Source organism: Pseudoalteromonas sp. R3 (assembly GCF_004014715.1).
Taxonomy (GTDB): domain Bacteria; phylum Pseudomonadota; class Gammaproteobacteria; order Enterobacterales; family Alteromonadaceae; genus Pseudoalteromonas.
The window spans coordinates 3,586,761-3,604,140 of the sequence record NZ_CP034835.1 but is presented as its reverse complement, the minus strand read 5'-3'; the positions used below and the strand labels follow the sequence as shown (position 1 = coordinate 3,604,140).

The 17,380-nt window shown below is 49.8% G+C and carries 15 protein-coding genes; 8 read left to right on the top strand and 7 right to left on the bottom strand.

Going from position 1 to position 17,380, the window contains the following annotated elements; genetic code table 11:
* Nucleotides 1-41 precede the first annotated feature (41 nt).
* Together ELR70_RS20950 and ELR70_RS20945 are read right to left on the bottom strand one after the other, a co-directional pair.
* Nucleotides 42-653: a hypothetical protein gene (locus ELR70_RS20950; protein ID WP_054015922.1), complete on the bottom strand. Its 612-nt coding sequence runs from the start codon at nt 651-653 to the stop codon at nt 42-44.
* A gap of 12 nt (nt 654-665) precedes the next feature.
* A complete protein-coding gene (locus ELR70_RS20945; RefSeq protein ID WP_235577109.1) occupies nt 666-2,291 on the bottom strand; it encodes an LruC domain-containing protein in 1,626 nt (541 codons plus the stop codon).
* A 277-nt stretch (nt 2,292-2,568) separates the two neighbouring features.
* Between ELR70_RS20945 and ELR70_RS20940 the strand changes: the two genes are divergently transcribed.
* The 6 genes from ELR70_RS20940 (at nt 2,569) to ELR70_RS20920 (ending at nt 7,703) form a co-directional block, all read left to right on the top strand.
* The gene (locus ELR70_RS20940) at nt 2,569-3,318 is read left to right on the top strand and encodes a hypothetical protein (protein WP_054015921.1); all 750 of its coding nucleotides are present in this window, start codon (nt 2,569-2,571) and stop codon (nt 3,316-3,318) included.
* Nucleotides 3,319-3,484: 166 nt separating this feature from the next.
* Nucleotides 3,485-4,744 (top strand): WecB/TagA/CpsF family glycosyltransferase, encoded by a 1,260-nt coding sequence (locus ELR70_RS20935; RefSeq protein WP_082353224.1) that lies wholly within the window; start codon nt 3,485-3,487, stop codon nt 4,742-4,744.
* A 2-nt stretch (nt 4,745-4,746) separates the two neighbouring features.
* The gene (locus tag ELR70_RS25880) at nt 4,747-5,160 is read left to right on the top strand and encodes a sugar transferase (RefSeq protein ID WP_347232127.1); all 414 of its coding nucleotides are present in this window, start codon (nt 4,747-4,749) and stop codon (nt 5,158-5,160) included.
* Nucleotides 5,160-5,429, top strand: a complete 270-nt coding sequence (locus ELR70_RS25875) for a sugar transferase (RefSeq protein ID WP_347232126.1) — start codon at nt 5,160-5,162, stop codon at nt 5,427-5,429. Before ELR70_RS25880 ends, ELR70_RS25875 begins: the two co-directional genes overlap by 1 nt.
* Nucleotides 5,430-5,674: 245 nt before the next feature.
* Entirely contained in the window at nt 5,675-6,814 is a 1,140-nt protein-coding gene (locus ELR70_RS20925; RefSeq protein ID WP_054015919.1) for a polysaccharide pyruvyl transferase family protein, read from the top strand.
* The gene (locus ELR70_RS20920; RefSeq protein WP_054015918.1) at nt 6,771-7,703 is read left to right on the top strand and encodes a glycosyltransferase family 2 protein; all 933 of its coding nucleotides are present in this window, start codon (nt 6,771-6,773) and stop codon (nt 7,701-7,703) included. The genes ELR70_RS20925 and ELR70_RS20920 overlap by 44 nt, the downstream gene beginning before the upstream one ends.
* Here the strand turns inward: ELR70_RS20920 and ELR70_RS20915 are convergent.
* The 5 genes from ELR70_RS20915 to ELR70_RS20895 all read right to left on the bottom strand — a co-directional run bounded on the left by ELR70_RS20915 (nt 7,700) and on the right by ELR70_RS20895 (nt 15,218).
* Nucleotides 7,700-11,086 carry a leucine-rich repeat domain-containing protein gene (locus ELR70_RS20915; RefSeq protein WP_054015917.1) on the bottom strand — a complete coding sequence of 1,129 codons (3,387 nt, stop codon included), beginning with the start codon at nt 11,084-11,086 and terminating at the stop codon, nt 7,700-7,702. The genes ELR70_RS20920 and ELR70_RS20915 overlap by 4 nt on opposite strands.
* A 147-nt stretch (nt 11,087-11,233) precedes the next feature.
* The gene (locus ELR70_RS20910) at nt 11,234-12,121 is read right to left on the bottom strand and encodes a PD40 domain-containing protein (protein ID WP_054015916.1); all 888 of its coding nucleotides are present in this window, start codon (nt 12,119-12,121) and stop codon (nt 11,234-11,236) included.
* Nucleotides 12,118-12,966 carry an alpha/beta hydrolase-fold protein gene (locus ELR70_RS20905; RefSeq protein ID WP_054015915.1) on the bottom strand — a complete coding sequence of 283 codons (849 nt, stop codon included), beginning with the start codon at nt 12,964-12,966 and terminating at the stop codon, nt 12,118-12,120. The genes ELR70_RS20910 and ELR70_RS20905 overlap by 4 nt, the downstream gene beginning before the upstream one ends.
* A gap of 382 nt (nt 12,967-13,348) precedes the next feature.
* Nucleotides 13,349-13,909, bottom strand: coding sequence for a hypothetical protein (locus ELR70_RS20900; protein ID WP_054015914.1), 561 nt, complete (start codon nt 13,907-13,909; stop codon nt 13,349-13,351).
* Between the two features lie 202 nt (nt 13,910-14,111).
* Nucleotides 14,112-15,218, bottom strand: a complete 1,107-nt coding sequence (locus ELR70_RS20895) for a tRNA nucleotidyltransferase (RefSeq protein WP_054015913.1) — start codon at nt 15,216-15,218, stop codon at nt 14,112-14,114.
* Nucleotides 15,219-15,310: 92 nt separating this feature from the next.
* On the opposite strand from ELR70_RS20895, the gene ELR70_RS20890 reads away from it, so the two are divergent.
* Entirely contained in the window at nt 15,311-16,225 is a 915-nt protein-coding gene (locus ELR70_RS20890) for an AAA family ATPase (protein WP_054015912.1), read from the top strand.
* A 9-nt stretch (nt 16,226-16,234) separates the two neighbouring features.
* Nucleotides 16,235-17,350, top strand: coding sequence for a general secretion pathway protein GspB (locus tag ELR70_RS20885; protein ID WP_054015911.1), 1,116 nt, complete (start codon nt 16,235-16,237; stop codon nt 17,348-17,350).
* Nucleotides 17,351-17,380 lie beyond the last annotated feature (30 nt).

Sequence of the window (17,380 nt, the reverse complement as noted above, 5' to 3'; positions counted from 1 at the left end):
AGGTGAGTGGCAGACGGTTTTGCGAGGAACTATTAGCCGGCTCAGTTAAATTGATGTGCCACAGTGGTTGCCTGCATGCTCAGCTCACTGAGCAGGTGGTTGTTTTGCAGCATGCCGTCCACGCTAATCAGCAGGGTTTTATAGTTAACCGGAACGTCCAGAGTCATGGTGATCTGACCGGCATTGTTGAAGCGGGTGGTCGCCAGTAGTGCTTTGTCTGCTATGGCTTGGTCTTCGTAGCTTTCTACAACGTCGTGCAGGGCATACACTTTGACCATTCTATTGGCCAGACTTGCACCCAGAACATCCTGTCCGCCCAGATCCAGTGTGACTGTTTTGCTGGTGCTGAAATTAAAGTCTGCTTTCACATGCAAGTCGTTAGAAGTTTCGGCCTGGCTGTCGAGCAAACCAGGGTCTGGCTCGTAACTGGGGGCAGGCTCTGTAGACGCTTCTGCTGTGACGGTCGTATCCTGCGGCTGATCCGAAGTCGTATCTGCTGACACCTTCGTGCTCGCGTTGCTGGCAGGCGTGCTGGTGGCATTACTGCTTGATGTTACGGAGCTTGATGTGCCGCCCTCACCACCACCGCCACCACAGGCGCACAGAGTTAAGCAAATAAACGTCAGGGAAGAAAGTTTAGTCAGTGTATTCATGATCGTATCCTCTTAATGTGCGCTGAAAGTATGGGTAGTGCGTTCGTTGGTCATAAACCAGTCCTGAGCTTGTTCGCCACTGCTTTCAACCCAGGTTTCATAGGCCGGATACGCCCAAATTACATCGAGATATTCTCTGGGGTAGTGCCAGTCATTACTGATCATCAGTGCCCACGGCAGGTTTTCAGCGGTTCGGAAATAACGTCCCGACGGTGCACTGGATGTGTCATCCGCATTGCCAAAGCGACTGGTGTCAAACTTGTCTGTCGGTGGATAATCCGCCAGATGGATCTCCAGAGAACGATCTTGTGTGCGGTATAAGAAGAAATCGAAGTCATTCACACTGAGCGTATCCAGGCCTTGCTCAAAGCTGACATCGAAGGTGTAAGGCACAGGCTCAAAATAGTCGCAGGTCATCACGGTATTAAAGTGTTGGCATTGGCCAGACTGACCTGTGTTAGTGAATACATGGGCGTTACTCCACAGCGATAAAACCGCATTACTTTGCCCCTCTTCAGCAAGTTTGTCATAGCTTTGGCCATTTATGGTCAAGGTCGCTTGTTTTACGAGCGCCGGATCGCTGTTCATCAGACGAAGCCCAAAGCCGTTTTGATAGGCTGCACCACGCGCCGTGATCCAGCCGTTAATGATGAAACCGCTAATTTGATTGTCGGCATTGTAGGTCATACGGATCCGTTGTTTGACGACCAAATCGTTCATGTCGTGGTCGCCGCGTGCGGGCCAGTTGTCTTCATATGCCAGTGTTGTTACGCCTTGTGCGCTGGGAAAGTACTGGCTGTAAGCGCGATTAAAGTCGTTGGGAAACTCATCCAGTTCATCTTCTATTCCATCGGCATCACTGTCGTTTTGTTCTGGCATCACCGTCAGGTTAAGGGCCGAAATTGCAGTAGCCGGGGAGCTTTTAACACTAAATACTGCATCGTTAAAATCGTTATCGCCCCAGGTGCGCGGCAAATCTTCAAAACCGATTACCACTTCCTGTTGTTCCTCATCCAGTAACAGCACGCAATGCTGGCGCAAGGTTTCGTCGCTTTCTGGGTTAAGGTCAGACAACGAATAATAGTAGGGAGTTTTAAAAGGTTTTACGCCGGTGTAGTACCAAAAGCCGTTCGCAGCGATAAAGAAGCCGATACTGGTGCCTGCCGGGAATTCACCTATGCTTACGCGGTGTCCGTTAGTCAGGTGAGGATAGCTAAGGTTTGGAAAGACAATGGTTTCCTGGATCTCTTCTGGGGTTTGCGGGGGATTCTGCGGATCAAAAGTGAAGTAGCCAAAAGAGTTTTTGTACCCCGCACCTTCATGGATAAAGGTAATAAATACCTCGGCGTCTTCATTCAGGTGAATGGTCGAGCCTTCATCGCCAGTGATAAAGGCCTCGTTTACTCTGGCCTCTGGCAGCGCATTTTGGATGCGCTGGAAAAACTCCGGGCTGTACTGGTCGCGTGTGTAAATCAGCGAATCAGGTTTACCTGTGGATTGGTTGTAGCCACCGGGCCATGCCTGTCCAGACTGGAACTGCCAGACATATTGCCCATCAACTTGTTGGACTGCACCAGCGGTAAAAGAGAGTAGCCCTGAGGCCAGTATGGGGTACAGCAGGTTAAATCGCTTCATCATCGTCGCTCCAAATGAAAAGGGTGTAGGTTTTTCTGTATGGACTATTTCACGAAGCATGCCAAAAATTAATGTGTTTATTATCAGTGGTTTATGGTTTTTGTTTGAGCGGTAAGTGGGTTTTTTGCAAATTGCACTGCATTGCGCTTTGCAAACAAGAAAATAGCTAATTAATTTTGGCAGTCACACAGGCTGGCAGCGAATAAGCGCACCTGAACTGCTGTTTTTTGCGATCGGTGTAATACTTGCTTGAGTAGGAAAAACGATAAAGGAGGTGAGTATGAGCACGATTCGATCACACACTTTGGTGTTTAGCATCGCCCTGAATGGTTACCAGTGGCGCTACCGGCGTTATCTAAACAGCCAGCGCCGCTACGCCAGGCGCATGGGATACGATTATGTGGTGGTTACGCGCCCCTGGTTAAACAGGCTGGGGGCGGAGTGCTGCTGGCTCAAATTATTCTTGCTCAAATCCGCATTGCGCTCTGGCTATAAACAGGTCCTGTTTGTGGATGCTGACGCCTGTATTCAGCAGACTTGCCCGGCGCTAGAGGTGTTATATGACGAAAACACCTTTTTACATCTGGCAAGAGGCTACAGCGGCGCGTTTAATTCCGGGGTGATGCTGATGCGCAATTGCACTGAGGCGATTGAGTGGCTCGATACTCTGATTGTGGCCATGACTCAGCCTGTGGCTGAGTCGCAAGGGATAGGCTGGGGTGAAAATGGCCATGTGATCCATTATGCCAACAACTGTGAGGGGGTGGCGGAGCTCGACCGACGCTGGAACAATACCTATGATGCAGAGCTGAATGACTACATTCGCCACTTTAATTACGGACCGCTGAAATGCTCCTGGCTGGATAAGTGTTTCCATACTCTTATTTTTAAATGTTCACGCCTGTTGTTGGGTTATAGTCTGTCCCGACCCGATCAGCAGGCAGACAAGCTGGGCGTGGTTCAGCTGCGTATTCCTGCTACTCTTGCGCAAATTCAGCTGCTATATCCGCGTTATTTTCCTTCTCTGTGAGCGCCGCATGGCGCTTCTCAAAATAAAAAAATTCCCAAAATGCAACGCACTTTTACTTCTTAAAAACACACTGAAAATCAACTAATCTATTTAAAATCAAAACTTTAAAATTTGGCATGGTCCTCGCTATATCTTTGTCGTGAACAGATAAACACCGGAGGACGCGATGTCATTTAATCTCACTACATCAACATCAGAGCCAGACGAGGCCACAGTACGTAAAGCATTGCGTGTTTGTGTTGCCCTGATACTGGTTACTGCATTACTGCCCGTGTTCTCTTTTAATTGTGTATTGGCCTTACTGTGTTTCAAAACGCCGCTGAAACGCCTGACCTGGATTGACATCAGCGCGCAGCCAGTGCGTTTATATTGCTGGCAGGCAGGGCTGTTTAAGCGCAGCGCTGCCGTTTTCAATGTGCTGGGTGGCACGATACGCTTTGTTGGCAACCCGTTAGTACGCGACGGTGTAAGTATTCCTGTGATCAGGCGCTTCCATTCTCCGTGCAGCAGTCCGGGCCTGTTCGACAGTCTGTGGCTGTATAGTTTGACCGGGCTCAGTGTCAAAGCGCCTTTAGCATTGCTGCAGCAGCAAAGAGATCAGAGTGTGTTTGCTGATACCTGTCTGGTTATCAAGGTGATGCTGTGCCTGTGCTTGTATCGCAAGACTGCAACTATGCCGGCGCACAGCGAGCTATTTGGCATTCCCTTTAGTAACACTCGCATGCAAACGGCGGTCGACTGGATTGTTCAGGGTGAACAGCAGCAGCCGTTACAGTCTGCATGTCGAGCGGCCTATTACATCAACGTCAACTCAGTTAATTTGTCGGCGGCGAATGCCCGTCTTTATCAGGCGCTAAAAGCCAGCGACCGCAACTTTATCGACGGGTCAGGTATGCGCATCGCGGCACGTCAGGCGGGAATGGGTCTGGCCGACAACAATAACGGCACAGACATGCTACCGGCGCTTTGTGAAGCCGCTGTTGAGCGCAAACGTTCGTTATTTTTGCTGGGCGCACAACCTGGGGTTGCCGAGCAGGCGGCCAACAATTTACGTCAGCAGTATCCAGGACTGCACATTGCGGGTGTCCATCATGGTTATTTCGATGATGATGAGCAGGTCTGCAACACCATTAATCAAAGCGGTGCCGATATCGTGCTGGTGGCGCTGGGCTCGCCTCGCCAGGAAGTCTGGATAGACAACAACAAGCATAAACTCCGGGCGAGTTGCGCACTGGCCGTGGGCGGTTTATTCGACTTTTTTTCAGGCAACATAGCGCGTGCGCCAATGTGGATGAGGGAGCTGGGTCTTGAGTGGATCTGGCGTCTGATCCAGGAACCCAGAGCCAAATTTAACCGCTATGTGCTCGGCAACCCGATTTTTCTATTCCGTGTTTACGTTTTACAACAAGCTTTGCGAGGATTTTAATCATGTATAGCATCAAAAAAACCACAGCTACTCAGTTCACTCCAGCCACTACGTCTGTATCTGCACAGGTTAAACTGGATGGTCGTCACCATGGTATACCGGCCTGCTTACAACGCCTGGCTGCGATGACCGGATTACTGCTGCTCAGTCCGTTCCTGTTGGTTCTGATTGCGTTAATCAAACTGGAAAGTCAGGGGCCCTGCGTCTACAAACAGGTTCGGGTGGGTAAGTTGGGCCGTCGCTTCACTATGTATAAGTTTCGCTCTATGTATATGCCAGAAGATCCGCGTTTCCGTAACCCTGACCCGGCTCAAAGCGACCGTGAAGGGGTCTGTGCTAAGTATCGTAATGACCCGCGCATTACCCGCATTGGCGCATTTATCCGTAAGTACTCAATTGATGAGTTACCCAGCTGATGAATGTGGTGCGCGGCGACATGCTGTTAATTGGTCCGCGTCCGGCGCTGGAAAAAGAGGTGCATGCTTACCAGCAGCATGAATTAGGGCGCCTGAACAGTGAACAAGGTCTGACAGGCTTGTGGCAGGTGACGGGCCGTGCGGATACCACATTTGCGCAACAGGTTCAGCTCGACAAGCAATATATTATGGAGCAAAGCGCACTGAACGATGTGAGCATTTTACTCAAGACCATTCCTTGTGTTATTGGCGCCAAAGGCGCTTATTAAACTCAACAGGAGCACTATCTTGACCCCGATTTGTACCTTCCCATAAAACCACCGCTCAGTCGGTGGTTTTTCTTTTTTAAAAGTCCATTTCTATTTTGGTAATTGCAGTGTGACAACGCGTCGCCTTTTGCAAATCAGCGTTTGTATAAGCGTGGAAAAACAAATTAACCTATTTAAAAACAACCACTTAAATTTTGGCATGAGAGCTGCAGTCACTTAGTATCTTAACTTAGCGAGGCAGCACAATGACAGCAAAAAACAAAGCTTATATTGTCGGCTACTATGGCATGCGCAACAGCGGTGACGATGCGCTTATGCTGGCAGCGGCGATGGGCGCCCGGCATTTTCTGGGCAGTGAACAGCTCACCATCAGCGCACCTGACAGCGACCCTTTGGTCAATCAGTTGGGGTGCAGTGGACAACAGCCATTGCTGTTTCGTGGTCACCAGAGGCTGTGGCATTACCGTCATGCCTATAGTGCAAACCACGTCATTTTTGGTGGTGGCTCGGTATTGCACAGCAGCCGCGATATCGCCCTTAAGCGCCACATGATGGCTCTGAGCGGTCGCAAACAGGCGATGGCGCTGGGTGTGGGCATTGAGTCATTCAAAACCCTGGATGATGAACAGCAGTGTAAGAAGTTTTTAAACGAATGCGGGCTGGTTACCCTGCGTGACAAGCAAAGCTATGAGATTGCAAAGTCACTGGCACCTCACGCTAATCTGAAGCACACCTTTGACCTTGCGCCTTCTTTGTTGCATCACCTGAAAGGGAGGCTGAACCCGGTGGCGCGTCAGGGAATTGCTTTTAACTTTTGCCCGCAATCTATAGATGCGTTTGGCAATGTCAACGAGCACAATGAACTGCGCCGGATTGCCAAAGCCGTTGACCTTATTACCACAGTGTGGAGTTTTACCAACGAAGACATTTATCTGGTGGATCTGAACGACCAGACAAAAGGCAGTGACAGAGCAATCCACGACAAAATAGTGGCTCGCCTGCCTGAGTATGTGCAGGTTAAGCGCATCCACTATGTGGCGAATCCGGCCAGTATTTTACAGTGTATGGCGATGTTCAGGGTCATGGTGGGGATGCGACTGCATGCACAAATCTATGCCTATATGACGCAAACGCCCTTTATCAGTTTGCAATATCACGCCAAATGCACGCAGTGGTGTGAACAGATTGGCTTGCCTGAGCAGTACGCCTTTGACGCCAACGAATTTAGTCCGGACACCCTGTTCCGGGTGATGTATCGCGGCCTGGAACGCGGTTTCGATGCACCCACTCTGGGCCTGGGCCAGGCCATCACTTTGTCACTTTCTAACTGGAGCGAAAACTATGAACAGCATTCAATTCACAGTCGTTATTCCACTGTACAATAAAAGCGAGTGTATTGTCCGGGCGCTGCAAAGTGTTCATGCACAACATCATCAGGCGGCTGAAATCATAGTCGTTGACGATGGCTCTACTGATGACAGTCCGCAAAAAGTGATTGACCTTGGCCTGCCTAATCTACGCCTGGTGCGTCAGAGCAATCAGGGCGTCTCTGCTGCACGCAATAAGGGCGTTAAAGCGGCAAGCAATGAGTATGTGGCATTTCTTGATGCCGATGATACCTGGAGCCCCTTCTTTTTGGCACGTATGGCGGAATTGATCCAGACCTTTCCACAGGCGGGCCTGTTTGCCTCGCGCTATCAAAAGGTGCTGGACAATGGTGAGTATATCGATGCCAAAATTGCACTCACCAACTGGGCTCCAGAGGGATATGAGATGGACAACTACTTTGAAGTAGCGGCGAACGGCGATTTACCTTTTACTATGTCGAGCTTAGTGGTCGACAAAACGGCATTTAACCAGCTGGGCGGGTTCCCGGTGGGTGAATGGATGGGAGAAGATCAGAGTTTTTATGTGCAGGCCGCCCTGAAATCGCGTATTGCGTATTCTCCTGCAATTGAGAGCTTTTACTTTCTGGGCGCGCCGGGCAGTGCCTGTGATAAAGCGCCGCCGTCGCAGCTGTGTCCGTTTGCTGAGCGTTTACTGACTGCCATTAAAAACGGTGAGGTGGCGCACACTGCGATGGCCCATAAATATGTAGCGACCCACATCTGCGACCTGGCCAAACGCAATATTAAGCATCGTTTATACGGCCATGCATTGCGCTTGCTGGCCAATCCGGTGGCGCGCGCCAAGCCACTGCACTGGAGCGCCTATATGATGTTAAGTGTGCTCAGAGGGGCGCTATCGCGCATGTCTTTGGGGGTTATTCGCTAATTCCGTTGGGCATTGATTTCCTCTCGCAGCGCCGTAGTCAGCTCAGTCCAGGCCTGTTCGGGATGGGCCAGCTGATTAATGGGGACCAGGCGCTGGGTATCATCTTGCGGGAAAAACTGATAGCTTGCCATATTCACAGCCTGGTTACCCAGCAACGACGATTGCACATCCTGTGGCCACAGCTGCCAGCCCTGAATATCGCAGGCACTGAGTAGCACAGGGTAGAGCCGAGTTTGACTGTCGGAGAGCTTGTCGAGCACTTTGGGCAGCTCAACGGTATGCACATAGCTGGAGGCAATAAACGCCTGGCTGACCAGCAGGATCACCACGTCGGCTTTGTCTATGGCGCTGCGGATCTGGCTGTCCCACAGCTCACCGGGCTTGATCAGACCATCCTGCCAGATCTCAATACTGTGGTCGCGTACCAGATTGGTCAGGTGGGCTTCCAGTGTATGTTTGTAAGCCATATCATCATGACAATAGGAGATAAACACTTTAAGCGGGCGGCGCAGGTGATGGTGGGTAAAAGGCTGAAAGTCGGCGCTATCAAGCAATTGACTGGTCCCTTGTGCCATAACTTTGGTGCCGGTGTCGCAGTTGGCCAGGTTTGTCGCGCTGACAAAGTGTGTGTTATCCAGAGAGATGCTTAAATCTTTGGGTGGGTGGTTAAAGATTTGCTCATAGTAGCGGCGCTTCATTCGCGCTTTTATTTGTTCCACATTTTGTAGCTTTGGCTTTTCCTTACAAAAAGAAGCAAAGCCGGCCTCAAATTCCGCGACTTCCCGGGTAATATCAAAATCATGGTACAGGCCCATAATCACATAATATAAATAGGCCGTGTGGCGCAGCCGTTGTGCTTTTGGTCCGCTGATATAGACACGTACCCGGATCTCTGGGTGATAGCTGACCTTGATCAGCACTTTGCTGGCCTGACTGGTGTCTTTGTTGCCTGATTCGTCTTGCCTGACACCGAGTGTAAATAACAGCTGATTGCGCCAGAAGGTTTTGGCGTCGGGCAAAATACCAAAGTGGCAGATCAACTGATTGATTAACCCCATGGGAATAAAGCGGGCAAACTTCAGGGTAAAGGCCAGGGTCTGGTCATAGCCAAAGGTCAGCAGGTCGTAGCCATTGGGGTCCTGCTCGGCCAGCGGCAGGTAGTTGGGGATGATATATTCATCGCTGTGGTCATGATAAAAAATCACCTTTTCCTGCTTAAGCAGCGCAATCAGGTCGGTATCGATTTTTTGCTTTTTAATCAGCCGCTCAAATTTTGATTTGGCCACCCGGCCACCGCTGTTTTTGAGGGTACTTAAATTAAGGATCTCCGTATGAATATGACGGATCACCGCCTGCGGGTCGAGCCAGACCTTGTTGTCGTTGATCTGAGGATAATAAAGCACCAGGCCCTGGCGGTGTAACTGTGTCAGCTCAGTCTTGAGGTATGCCTTGTCATCTTCTGATCCTGCCTGGTAGTGTGCTACCAGGTGGCCCAGTTGCGTATAAGTGTCGAGTGTACCTGGTTGCTGACGCTTAAGAATATAATTGATAAATGCCTGATACCAGGGGTCGCCCGGCGCGGTTCGCTTATGTTTTTCAATCAGCTCATTCAGGCTGGCCTGCAGATAATGTAAAGCGGCCTGATTCACGACTGAATCACCCGCTTTATCCAGGCTGATATAAAACTGGTTATCTGCCACTTTAGCTTGTTCTGGCGTGAGGCAGCCCCGAGGATCGCTGTCAGCATGCGTCTGGATCAACAGCAGCGGGGTTTGTTTGGCCTCTTCGGCTTCGCGCAGCCCCTGCCACTGGGCCAGCCAGTAATCCAGTGAAAAGTGCTGGGTCATCTCGCCATGGCTGTCTTTCGCCTGACGGGTCTGGTTACATTCGTCCTTCCACAATAAACAGGTGAGCGCCTTGTGCTGCATAAATACCCGGTACACCCCGTGGTAATAATCCTGTCCGCCAAAGTCATAAAAAATGGCATCGGGGAGAGTTGGTTGGTTTTGAGCATTTGATTGTTTATTACTCTCATCAGAGAGTACATAGTGCGCTACCTCCAGAATATGGGTAGAGCGGGTTTTAGAGTCCAGCCCTCCTTCTTTGAGGTAATGGATGAGGCTGGATTTACCAGCGCTGTGGTTGCCTAAAAAGGCGACTTTACAGGGGAGTTTAATTTCGCTGTTGGTACTTTTCAGGCGCAATAGCAGATTTTTTATTTCCGGCAGGTGGTTGTCGCCTAGTTCCAATGATAAGCCGTGTTCTTCTTCAAAGGGGTTGTCGAAAAGGTTAAGACTCGACAGATTCGTTAAGCTCGACAGGGGGGTAATATCAGAAATACTGTTACTGCTTAGTGATAAAGTGCTCAGCCGGGGCAACCCTGCAAGTGGAGAGATATCTGCAATTCCGTTACCATCAAGATCTAGCTTTCGCAGGTTAATCAAAGAGCTGATCGCTGATATGTCTTCAATAGCATTTCCTGCTAGATCCAACGTTTCAAGTTTAACCAGTGAGTTGAGTGGTGTCAGATCTCTAATGTAATTCCCCCAAAGTTTCAGCTTCTTCAGGTTAGATAATGAAGCCAGAGGGGTTAAGTCATGGAGATCAAGTTGTCGAAGACTGAGCTGTTCCAATTGCTTCAGCTCACTAAGCGGCGATATGCTGGATAGCTCATTTCCACAGAGGTCCAGTTTAATCAAGCTTGACAGGGAACTTAAAGGAGAAATATCGCTCAGTTCATTATCACTGAGCTCTAAGCTTTGTAGTGTGTTTAATGCTGACAGGGGAGTAATATCGGCAACAACGTTTTCGCTTAAGTCCAGGCATATTAGGTTTGTTAATTTAGCAAGGTGAGAAATGTCCTCTAGCCCAGCACGATATGCCCTTAAGAACTCCAGCGTATCTGGTAGCAGCAGTAGTTGCTCTGATGTGATAGCAATACCGCGGGCATTTAACATCTGCAGCTCTGTAAGCTGTGATAGATCTAGTAGCCCGATTTCGTTAATGACCGTTGGTGATATTGATAATACACGTAACTCAGTTAACTGACTGATACTGTTGAATGTTTTAGGGTTGCTAAAAGCTTCGTCTGCAATCAAGCATTCCAGTTGAGTGAAGCGGCTTAAGTCCAACGCATTATCAGCATCTAACAGGTCCTCGAAAAATAAATTTCTGTGTGTCGGCAATGGAATATTGGGCAGTTTTGCGCTTAACAGTTCATCCGGAATTGGATAATACTCATCCGCCCTTAAATACAACACTTTTAACCAGGTCAGCTCAAACAACTCATCGGGCAGGCTATCATACTCAAGGTCGGAGAGATCTAGCACCCCGGTTTTGGCTTTTTGTTCTTGTTGAATACGTTTGAGGACTTCTGCTGACATACCTTTTCCTTGCCGGTGCTGAACGGGGCAATAGTTTTACCCGCTTTTAACGATGGAGGCAAATGCTTAACGATAAAGGAAAAGAGTATTGGTAACTCAGCAGCTGGCACCTTGTGCAGTGCCAGTCGCTGGCAGAGCTTTGCTGTGTTACTGCCGGGCCCTGAGGGTATCTATGATGCTGGCATCGACCCAGTAGATATCAATATTCTTGTTGTCGTCACTGACGCTGCGGTTAAATAGCAGGTATTTACCATCGGGGGTGACTGTGGGGTAGGCATCCCATTTATCTGAGTTAACGGACTCACCCATATTGATTGCTTTTCCCCAGCTGCCGTCCTGTTGTTTAAAGCTGATATAAAGATCAGAATCGCCAAAGCCGTCTTCGCGTTCGCTATCCCAGATAAGGTAGCTCTCATCGGGGGCGATAAAAGGGTGGGCGGTCATTTCCCCGGAGTTGACCACTTTACTCATGACCTTTGGCGCTTGTCGCTGGCCATTCTTAACCTCGGAAATGCGTACTACCTTGTTTTTATAATCGTCAAAGACATAAGTGCCTTTTTGAGATACCGATAAGCGCATAATGCCCCAGTCCTCGCGGTCAAACATTGGGCCCAGACTTTGCCGCTCAGTCCAGTCGTTGCCCTTGCGGTCCCGGTAGCCTTCGGCCATATGCATGCGCTGACCATCGGGTGAAAAGCTCACTTCGCCGATGCGTAAAAACTCGGTGAACTTGACCCAGGTGTTGTTCTGTTGTCTGAAGCCAATCACAGTCGGGCGAAAACCGGTTTTGTTGGGCCCTTCATAGACTCCCCGGTCCAGAGTAAAGTAAAACTCCTGCATGCCGGGGGCAAAAACGCCTTCGATCTCCCAGTCTGCTTTGGAAATAATACCCGGGGCAAAGGGCTCGGCGGTCATGCCTGGTGGTTTCTGGCCCATTAACGGGCCGGTCAGGGTGCCGAATTCATCCTTTGCCTGCGCCAAGGTGCTAGCCAGCAAGGTACTTAATGCGATCGTTGTCAGGGTGACAGGTTTCATAGTGTGTCTCCTTGTGTTGTACGTTCCGATAACCATTTGATTGCATATACGCCAGTCAGGGGAGCGGCGCTCTGGTGGGTGCCTTCTATCTCGGCCAGCTCAACGTGCAGTTGGGGGTTGTTTTGTTTTTTCAGAAAGTTAAACAGCGCTTTGACATTCGGGCTTAGCTTGTCTTCCTGAGTGCCGTGGGACAAGTAGACGTTGGCTTTTGTTTTCGGTGCCCCCTGGTTACGTGCTTCAAGAAGCTGCGTCAGGCGCCACACCGACGGGCTGCCAAGCAGATAGTTGTCAAAGGTATCGGGCTGCGTCAGCAAAGTATAGGCGCCAAATAACCCACCCATGGAGTAGCCAAAGTAACTGTCGTTACCGGGCTTAACACGGTAGTGTTGCTCAATATAAGGCTTGACCTGATTGCGGATAAAATCGATATGGGCATTGGCTCCGCCAAACTGATATTTTGCCTGATTCTCAGGCTTGGTTGAGGGGGCGAAGGAGTAATCTCGGAAACGGCTGGCAAAGGGGCCAACCTCTTTGTTGATGTTATCCGGCATATTGGTTTGCCAGGAGATCCCCACCAGAATAGCTTCTTCCATCAGAAAGTAGGCCGCGGAGGTCATCATTTCAATGTGCCAGGTCATATCGGTGTAATACAGCACCGGATGTTGCTTTTGTGCTGAATAGTGCTCAGGCAGCTGAATAACCAGTTGATACTCGCGATCGGTGCCGTTTTGCGTCAGCGGCACAACCTGAGTTCGCGGTATTTCATAGTGCTCAGGTTTGTTACCAGCCAGTAGCTTCATTGGCAGCAGCAGAATAAAAATTAAAATAAAGATGTTATGGGTCATCGTCGTTCCTCTGTCATGTCAGGTCGCAGTGTGAACGGGTTTGTCACAGCGGCTAACGACACTCTATTGAACAGCCTGAAAAACACATGATGTTTCCTTGATATTCGGCTGAGTTCTTTATCCTAATATTAAAAGTATACTTATCAGTTGGTTAGGTTTTATATTCAGGTGGAGGTGACTCTCAGGTATGTTCTGTATTGAGCGTTTCGCGCTCAAATTTACTGGAGTTGGATTACAAAAGTGGCATTAAATTGGGTGGGTCAGAGAGCTGCTTCCCTGGAAAAGACTGGTCGATGTGCCGTTTTTTGTGGGCTGGTGACGCAAGTGCGCTGGCTTAAAGGAGGTGCTGGCACTTCGTGAAATGTGCCAGCTGTGTGTCTTTTTACTGACACTTTTTCGCAGTGATGTCTGCCTCGGTCAGGGTCATTTTTTCAGGAGAAATGACGACTTTCTTATTCGCTGAGCCGACAACCAGAGAGCCACTGCCTACCGTGATGTTGCCACCATAAATAATGTACTGCAGCGTGTTATCTTCATCTACTTCAAACGCCAGGCTGGGCTCTGCGTCTTTAAGTTTAAAGTGGCGCAGGTTTTCATCATATTCAAAACTCAGGCCATCGAACTTTTGGTTGGGGGTTGAAGCAGAAGGAGCCGCATAACAGTCTTTATTGCTGCCGGTAATGTCATTCAGATCATCAAACACCTGATACTTACCATCAGCAGAAATCACAACAACCGCTTTATTGCCCTGGAAAGTGGCATCGTAAACGCCAACGATAGGCGCAAACTTGTCAGACTTTTCAGGTGTTTGAGTATTAGCCGTACCGGTGTTTGCTTGTGTTTGTGACGAGGTGTCGGCTGCCTTGTTATCCGAGCCAGAGCCGCCGCCACAGGCTGTGAGTGTGAGCGTCATGCACAAAGGAAGCAGTGCCTTTTTAATCATGGATAAAATCCTTATACCTTAAAAAGGTCCGAATCTTAAAGAACTGATGCTTTATTTGCAATAAAAGTGCCGTTCAGTTGATGGCGTTTGCTCAAATATAAACCGCCCTTGCGGGCGGCAGTTGACACCCCCTGAGCCTGATAAAATTGGTTTTTAAACTGTACACTTAAGCTGAGGGCTTTAATTGAGCCCAATGGTTTGGCTAAAAATCAAATAAGGCTTTGATGGACTGCTCTTTTAGCTTATCCATTTCGACTTTGATTTGTGGTCCCTTAACCCCTTTGGCGATGACATCCTGTGCCTTAACTTGTGCAGCGAGGTGAAGTGCCTGCGCCAGCATGTCGCAGCGTTGTGCCAGTTCATCACTGAAAGTGCGGGCTGCTTTGCATAGTAAAGTCAGGCGTTGTGGTCGTCGCGATGCATCCAGTCGCGTGAAAAGTTGCATAACGGTGGCAGGCTGCCAGTCGGGACCCTGTAGCAATGGCAGTGCGGTTTGCAGGTCTCGCAGTGCTTCGCTATAGACTTTGGGGATCTTATAGTCCTGTTCCAGATTATAGCCCTTAAGCTGAGCATCTTGCTGCCACAGTGCAAAGCTGACTGTCAGAAAATCAGGGTCTTGTTGGTCCAGCTGAGCAATACGCGATTGCAAAACTGTGCTGTTTTGTGTGCTCCAGCCAGCCAGCCAGGGCAGCACCAGGTGGAGTGCATTCAGGCTGGCCAGTACCTCAGAAAAGACCTCAATGGCACCATCTTTGAGTGACTTTTCAATCTCTAGCCAAACCCGCTCTTTGGTCAGGGTAGCCAGTTCACCCTCATCAACCATACGTTGCATTAGAGCCTGTGTTTCTGGAGCAATGGTAAAACCAAGATGATGATAGCGAGCGGCAAAGCGGGCCACTCGCAGCACGCGCAGAGGATCTTCAGCAAAGGCATCACTGACATGGCGCAGGATACGCGCTTCCAGATCTCGTTGCCCCCGGTACGGGTCGATGAGTGTGCCGTCCTCATCCCGGGCAATGGCGTTGACCGTGAGGTCACGGCGCATCAGGTCTTCTTCTAGCGTGATGCTGGGGGCAAAATCACAAATAAACCCGGTATAGCCCTGGCCCTGTTTTCGCTCAGTGCGGGCAAGTGCATGTTCATCTTTACTTTGGGGGTGTAAAAATACCGGAAAGTCTTTGCCAACTTGCTGATAGCCCAGAGATTGCATTTGTTCAGGGGTGGCACCGACCACCACATAATCGCGCTCCAGAACAGGGCGTCCCAGGAGTTGATCACGCACTGCGCCACCGACCAGGTAAATTTTCATGGTAAATTCCGTATTGAAAAAGCAAACAAGGTTTTAACTTGTGCCGTTTTTTTGCCATTATAGGCCCCATTCTAACAAGAAAGAGACGAGCCGTGTATTTACGATATTTTGGTCTGACCGAAAAGCCGTTTTCGATAGCACCAAACCCGGAGTTTTTGTTCCTAAGCGAACGCCATAAGGAAGCGCTTGCTCATCTGACTTATGGCCTGGGCGATGCCGGTGGCTTTGTGCTGCTTACCGGAGAGGTGGGAACAGGTAAAACCACAGTGACCCGCAGTATGCTGGCACAGTTGCCTGAATCTACGCAGGTGGCATTTATCCTCAACCCGGCGTTGTCGGAAATGGAGCTGCTTGCAAGTATCTGTGATGAACTTAACATAGAGTATGACGCAGATAATGCGACGCTTAAGTCACTGACTGATGTCATTAAAGCACGCCTGCTGGAGAATCATCAGCAGGGTGGCCACACTATGTTGATCATCGATGAGGCGCAGCACCTTGCTGCTGACGTGCTGGAGCAATTGCGATTACTTACTAATCTGGAGACCGACCATAAAAAACTATTGCAGATAGTGCTTGTGGGTCAGCCAGAACTTCAGCAGTTGCTCAAACGCAATGAGTTGCGTCAGTTAGCACAGCGTATTACGGCGCGGTATCACTTATTGCCGCTGACAGAGTCTCAGGTTTTTGCCTATGTGAAACATCGCCTTAATAAGGCCGGTTGCCAGACCAGCCTGTTTGAACCTCAGGCCATTGCTTACATGCATCAGGTGACTGCCGGTATTCCACGGCTGATTAACTTGCTGGCCGACCGCTGTTTACTGGGGGCCTATTCAGCACAACAACAAGTGGTGACTAAGGCCGTTGCAGTCCAGGCAGCCAAAGAAGCCTTGCCACTGGACCTGGTTCCGCAGGCAAAAGAGCACAGGATGAACATGCCGGTACTGGTCTCTGGCTGGGTGGCTGCCATGTTTATGTGTGGCATCGGTCTTTCGTATATATTTTAGTGGTGTGATATGTCGTACCTAATCAATGCATTAAAACAATCTCAACAAATCGACTCTGAGCAGGATTATCAACAATCACGTCATGAGCAGCAGGTCCGTTTTTATCGTCGTTTAAGTCTGTCTCTGGGCGGCGCGCTGATCAGCGTGTGTGCGTTGGGCGCTGGTTATTTTGTCGGTGAGGCCTTTCAGGGGGAGCCGGCCGACACGGTGATTGCGAAAACAGACGCTGAACACAGTGACACCGCAGGTGTTACTGTGGCGAATCAGGCAGAGAAACAAGACAACCTTGCCACTACCGCAGCGCCAGTAACGGCCGTGCCGACAAATGTTCAGGTGCCTTCCAATCAGGTTGCTATGGGTAATCCGGTTGTTGCCCAGCCTGGCCAGGTGATTAGTCAACCGATGAACCAGGGTGTCAATCCAGCGATTAATCCTGTCATGCAAAACGCGCAGCGCCAGGTCCATTATCAGTGGATGTCAGTCCAGGTTGGCTTTGATGCTCAGGGGCAACCGGTTTACTCACAACAGCTGGTGCCTGTCTCTGCCAATGGTCAGATTATTCAGCAACCAGTCGGCAATCAGTATAGCGCAGTACAGCAAGGTTACCGGCCTACTAACCAGCCTGTTTATGCGACCAATCAGGGACAGCCGAATCAACAGCCGCTGGAAGATTTAAGCGGCTATCGGGTGCTGGGTGTACCACTGGAACAATCTCGTGCCAACGCAGCCCGACAAGAGGCACAGCGTCAGGAGGCTGAGGCCCTTGCTGGCGTGCCTGATGAATTAAAGAAAGCGTTTGAACAGGCTGTGGAAGAAACCGCGCCTAAATCTGACCGCATTGTCTCTGAAGTCTTGTCCAGCACCCGAGGGTCGGCCAGGGCAACGCCCGTTGAGTTACTGCCAGAGCAACTGCAAAACAGCCTGCCAAGACTGCGTTATCAGGCCCATATTTACGCCACCGATGCTCAAAAGCGTTGGATTAAACTGAATAACCGTGAATTGTATGAAGGCGATAACATGGGCGCCCTGCAGCTGGTGGAGATCACCCCAGAGCAAGCCATGTTCGATTTTGATGGGATAGAGTTTACCCTGCAGGCGATGCAGGATTGGCCTGATAACCAATAGTACCTATACCAATTACACACATTGCTATTA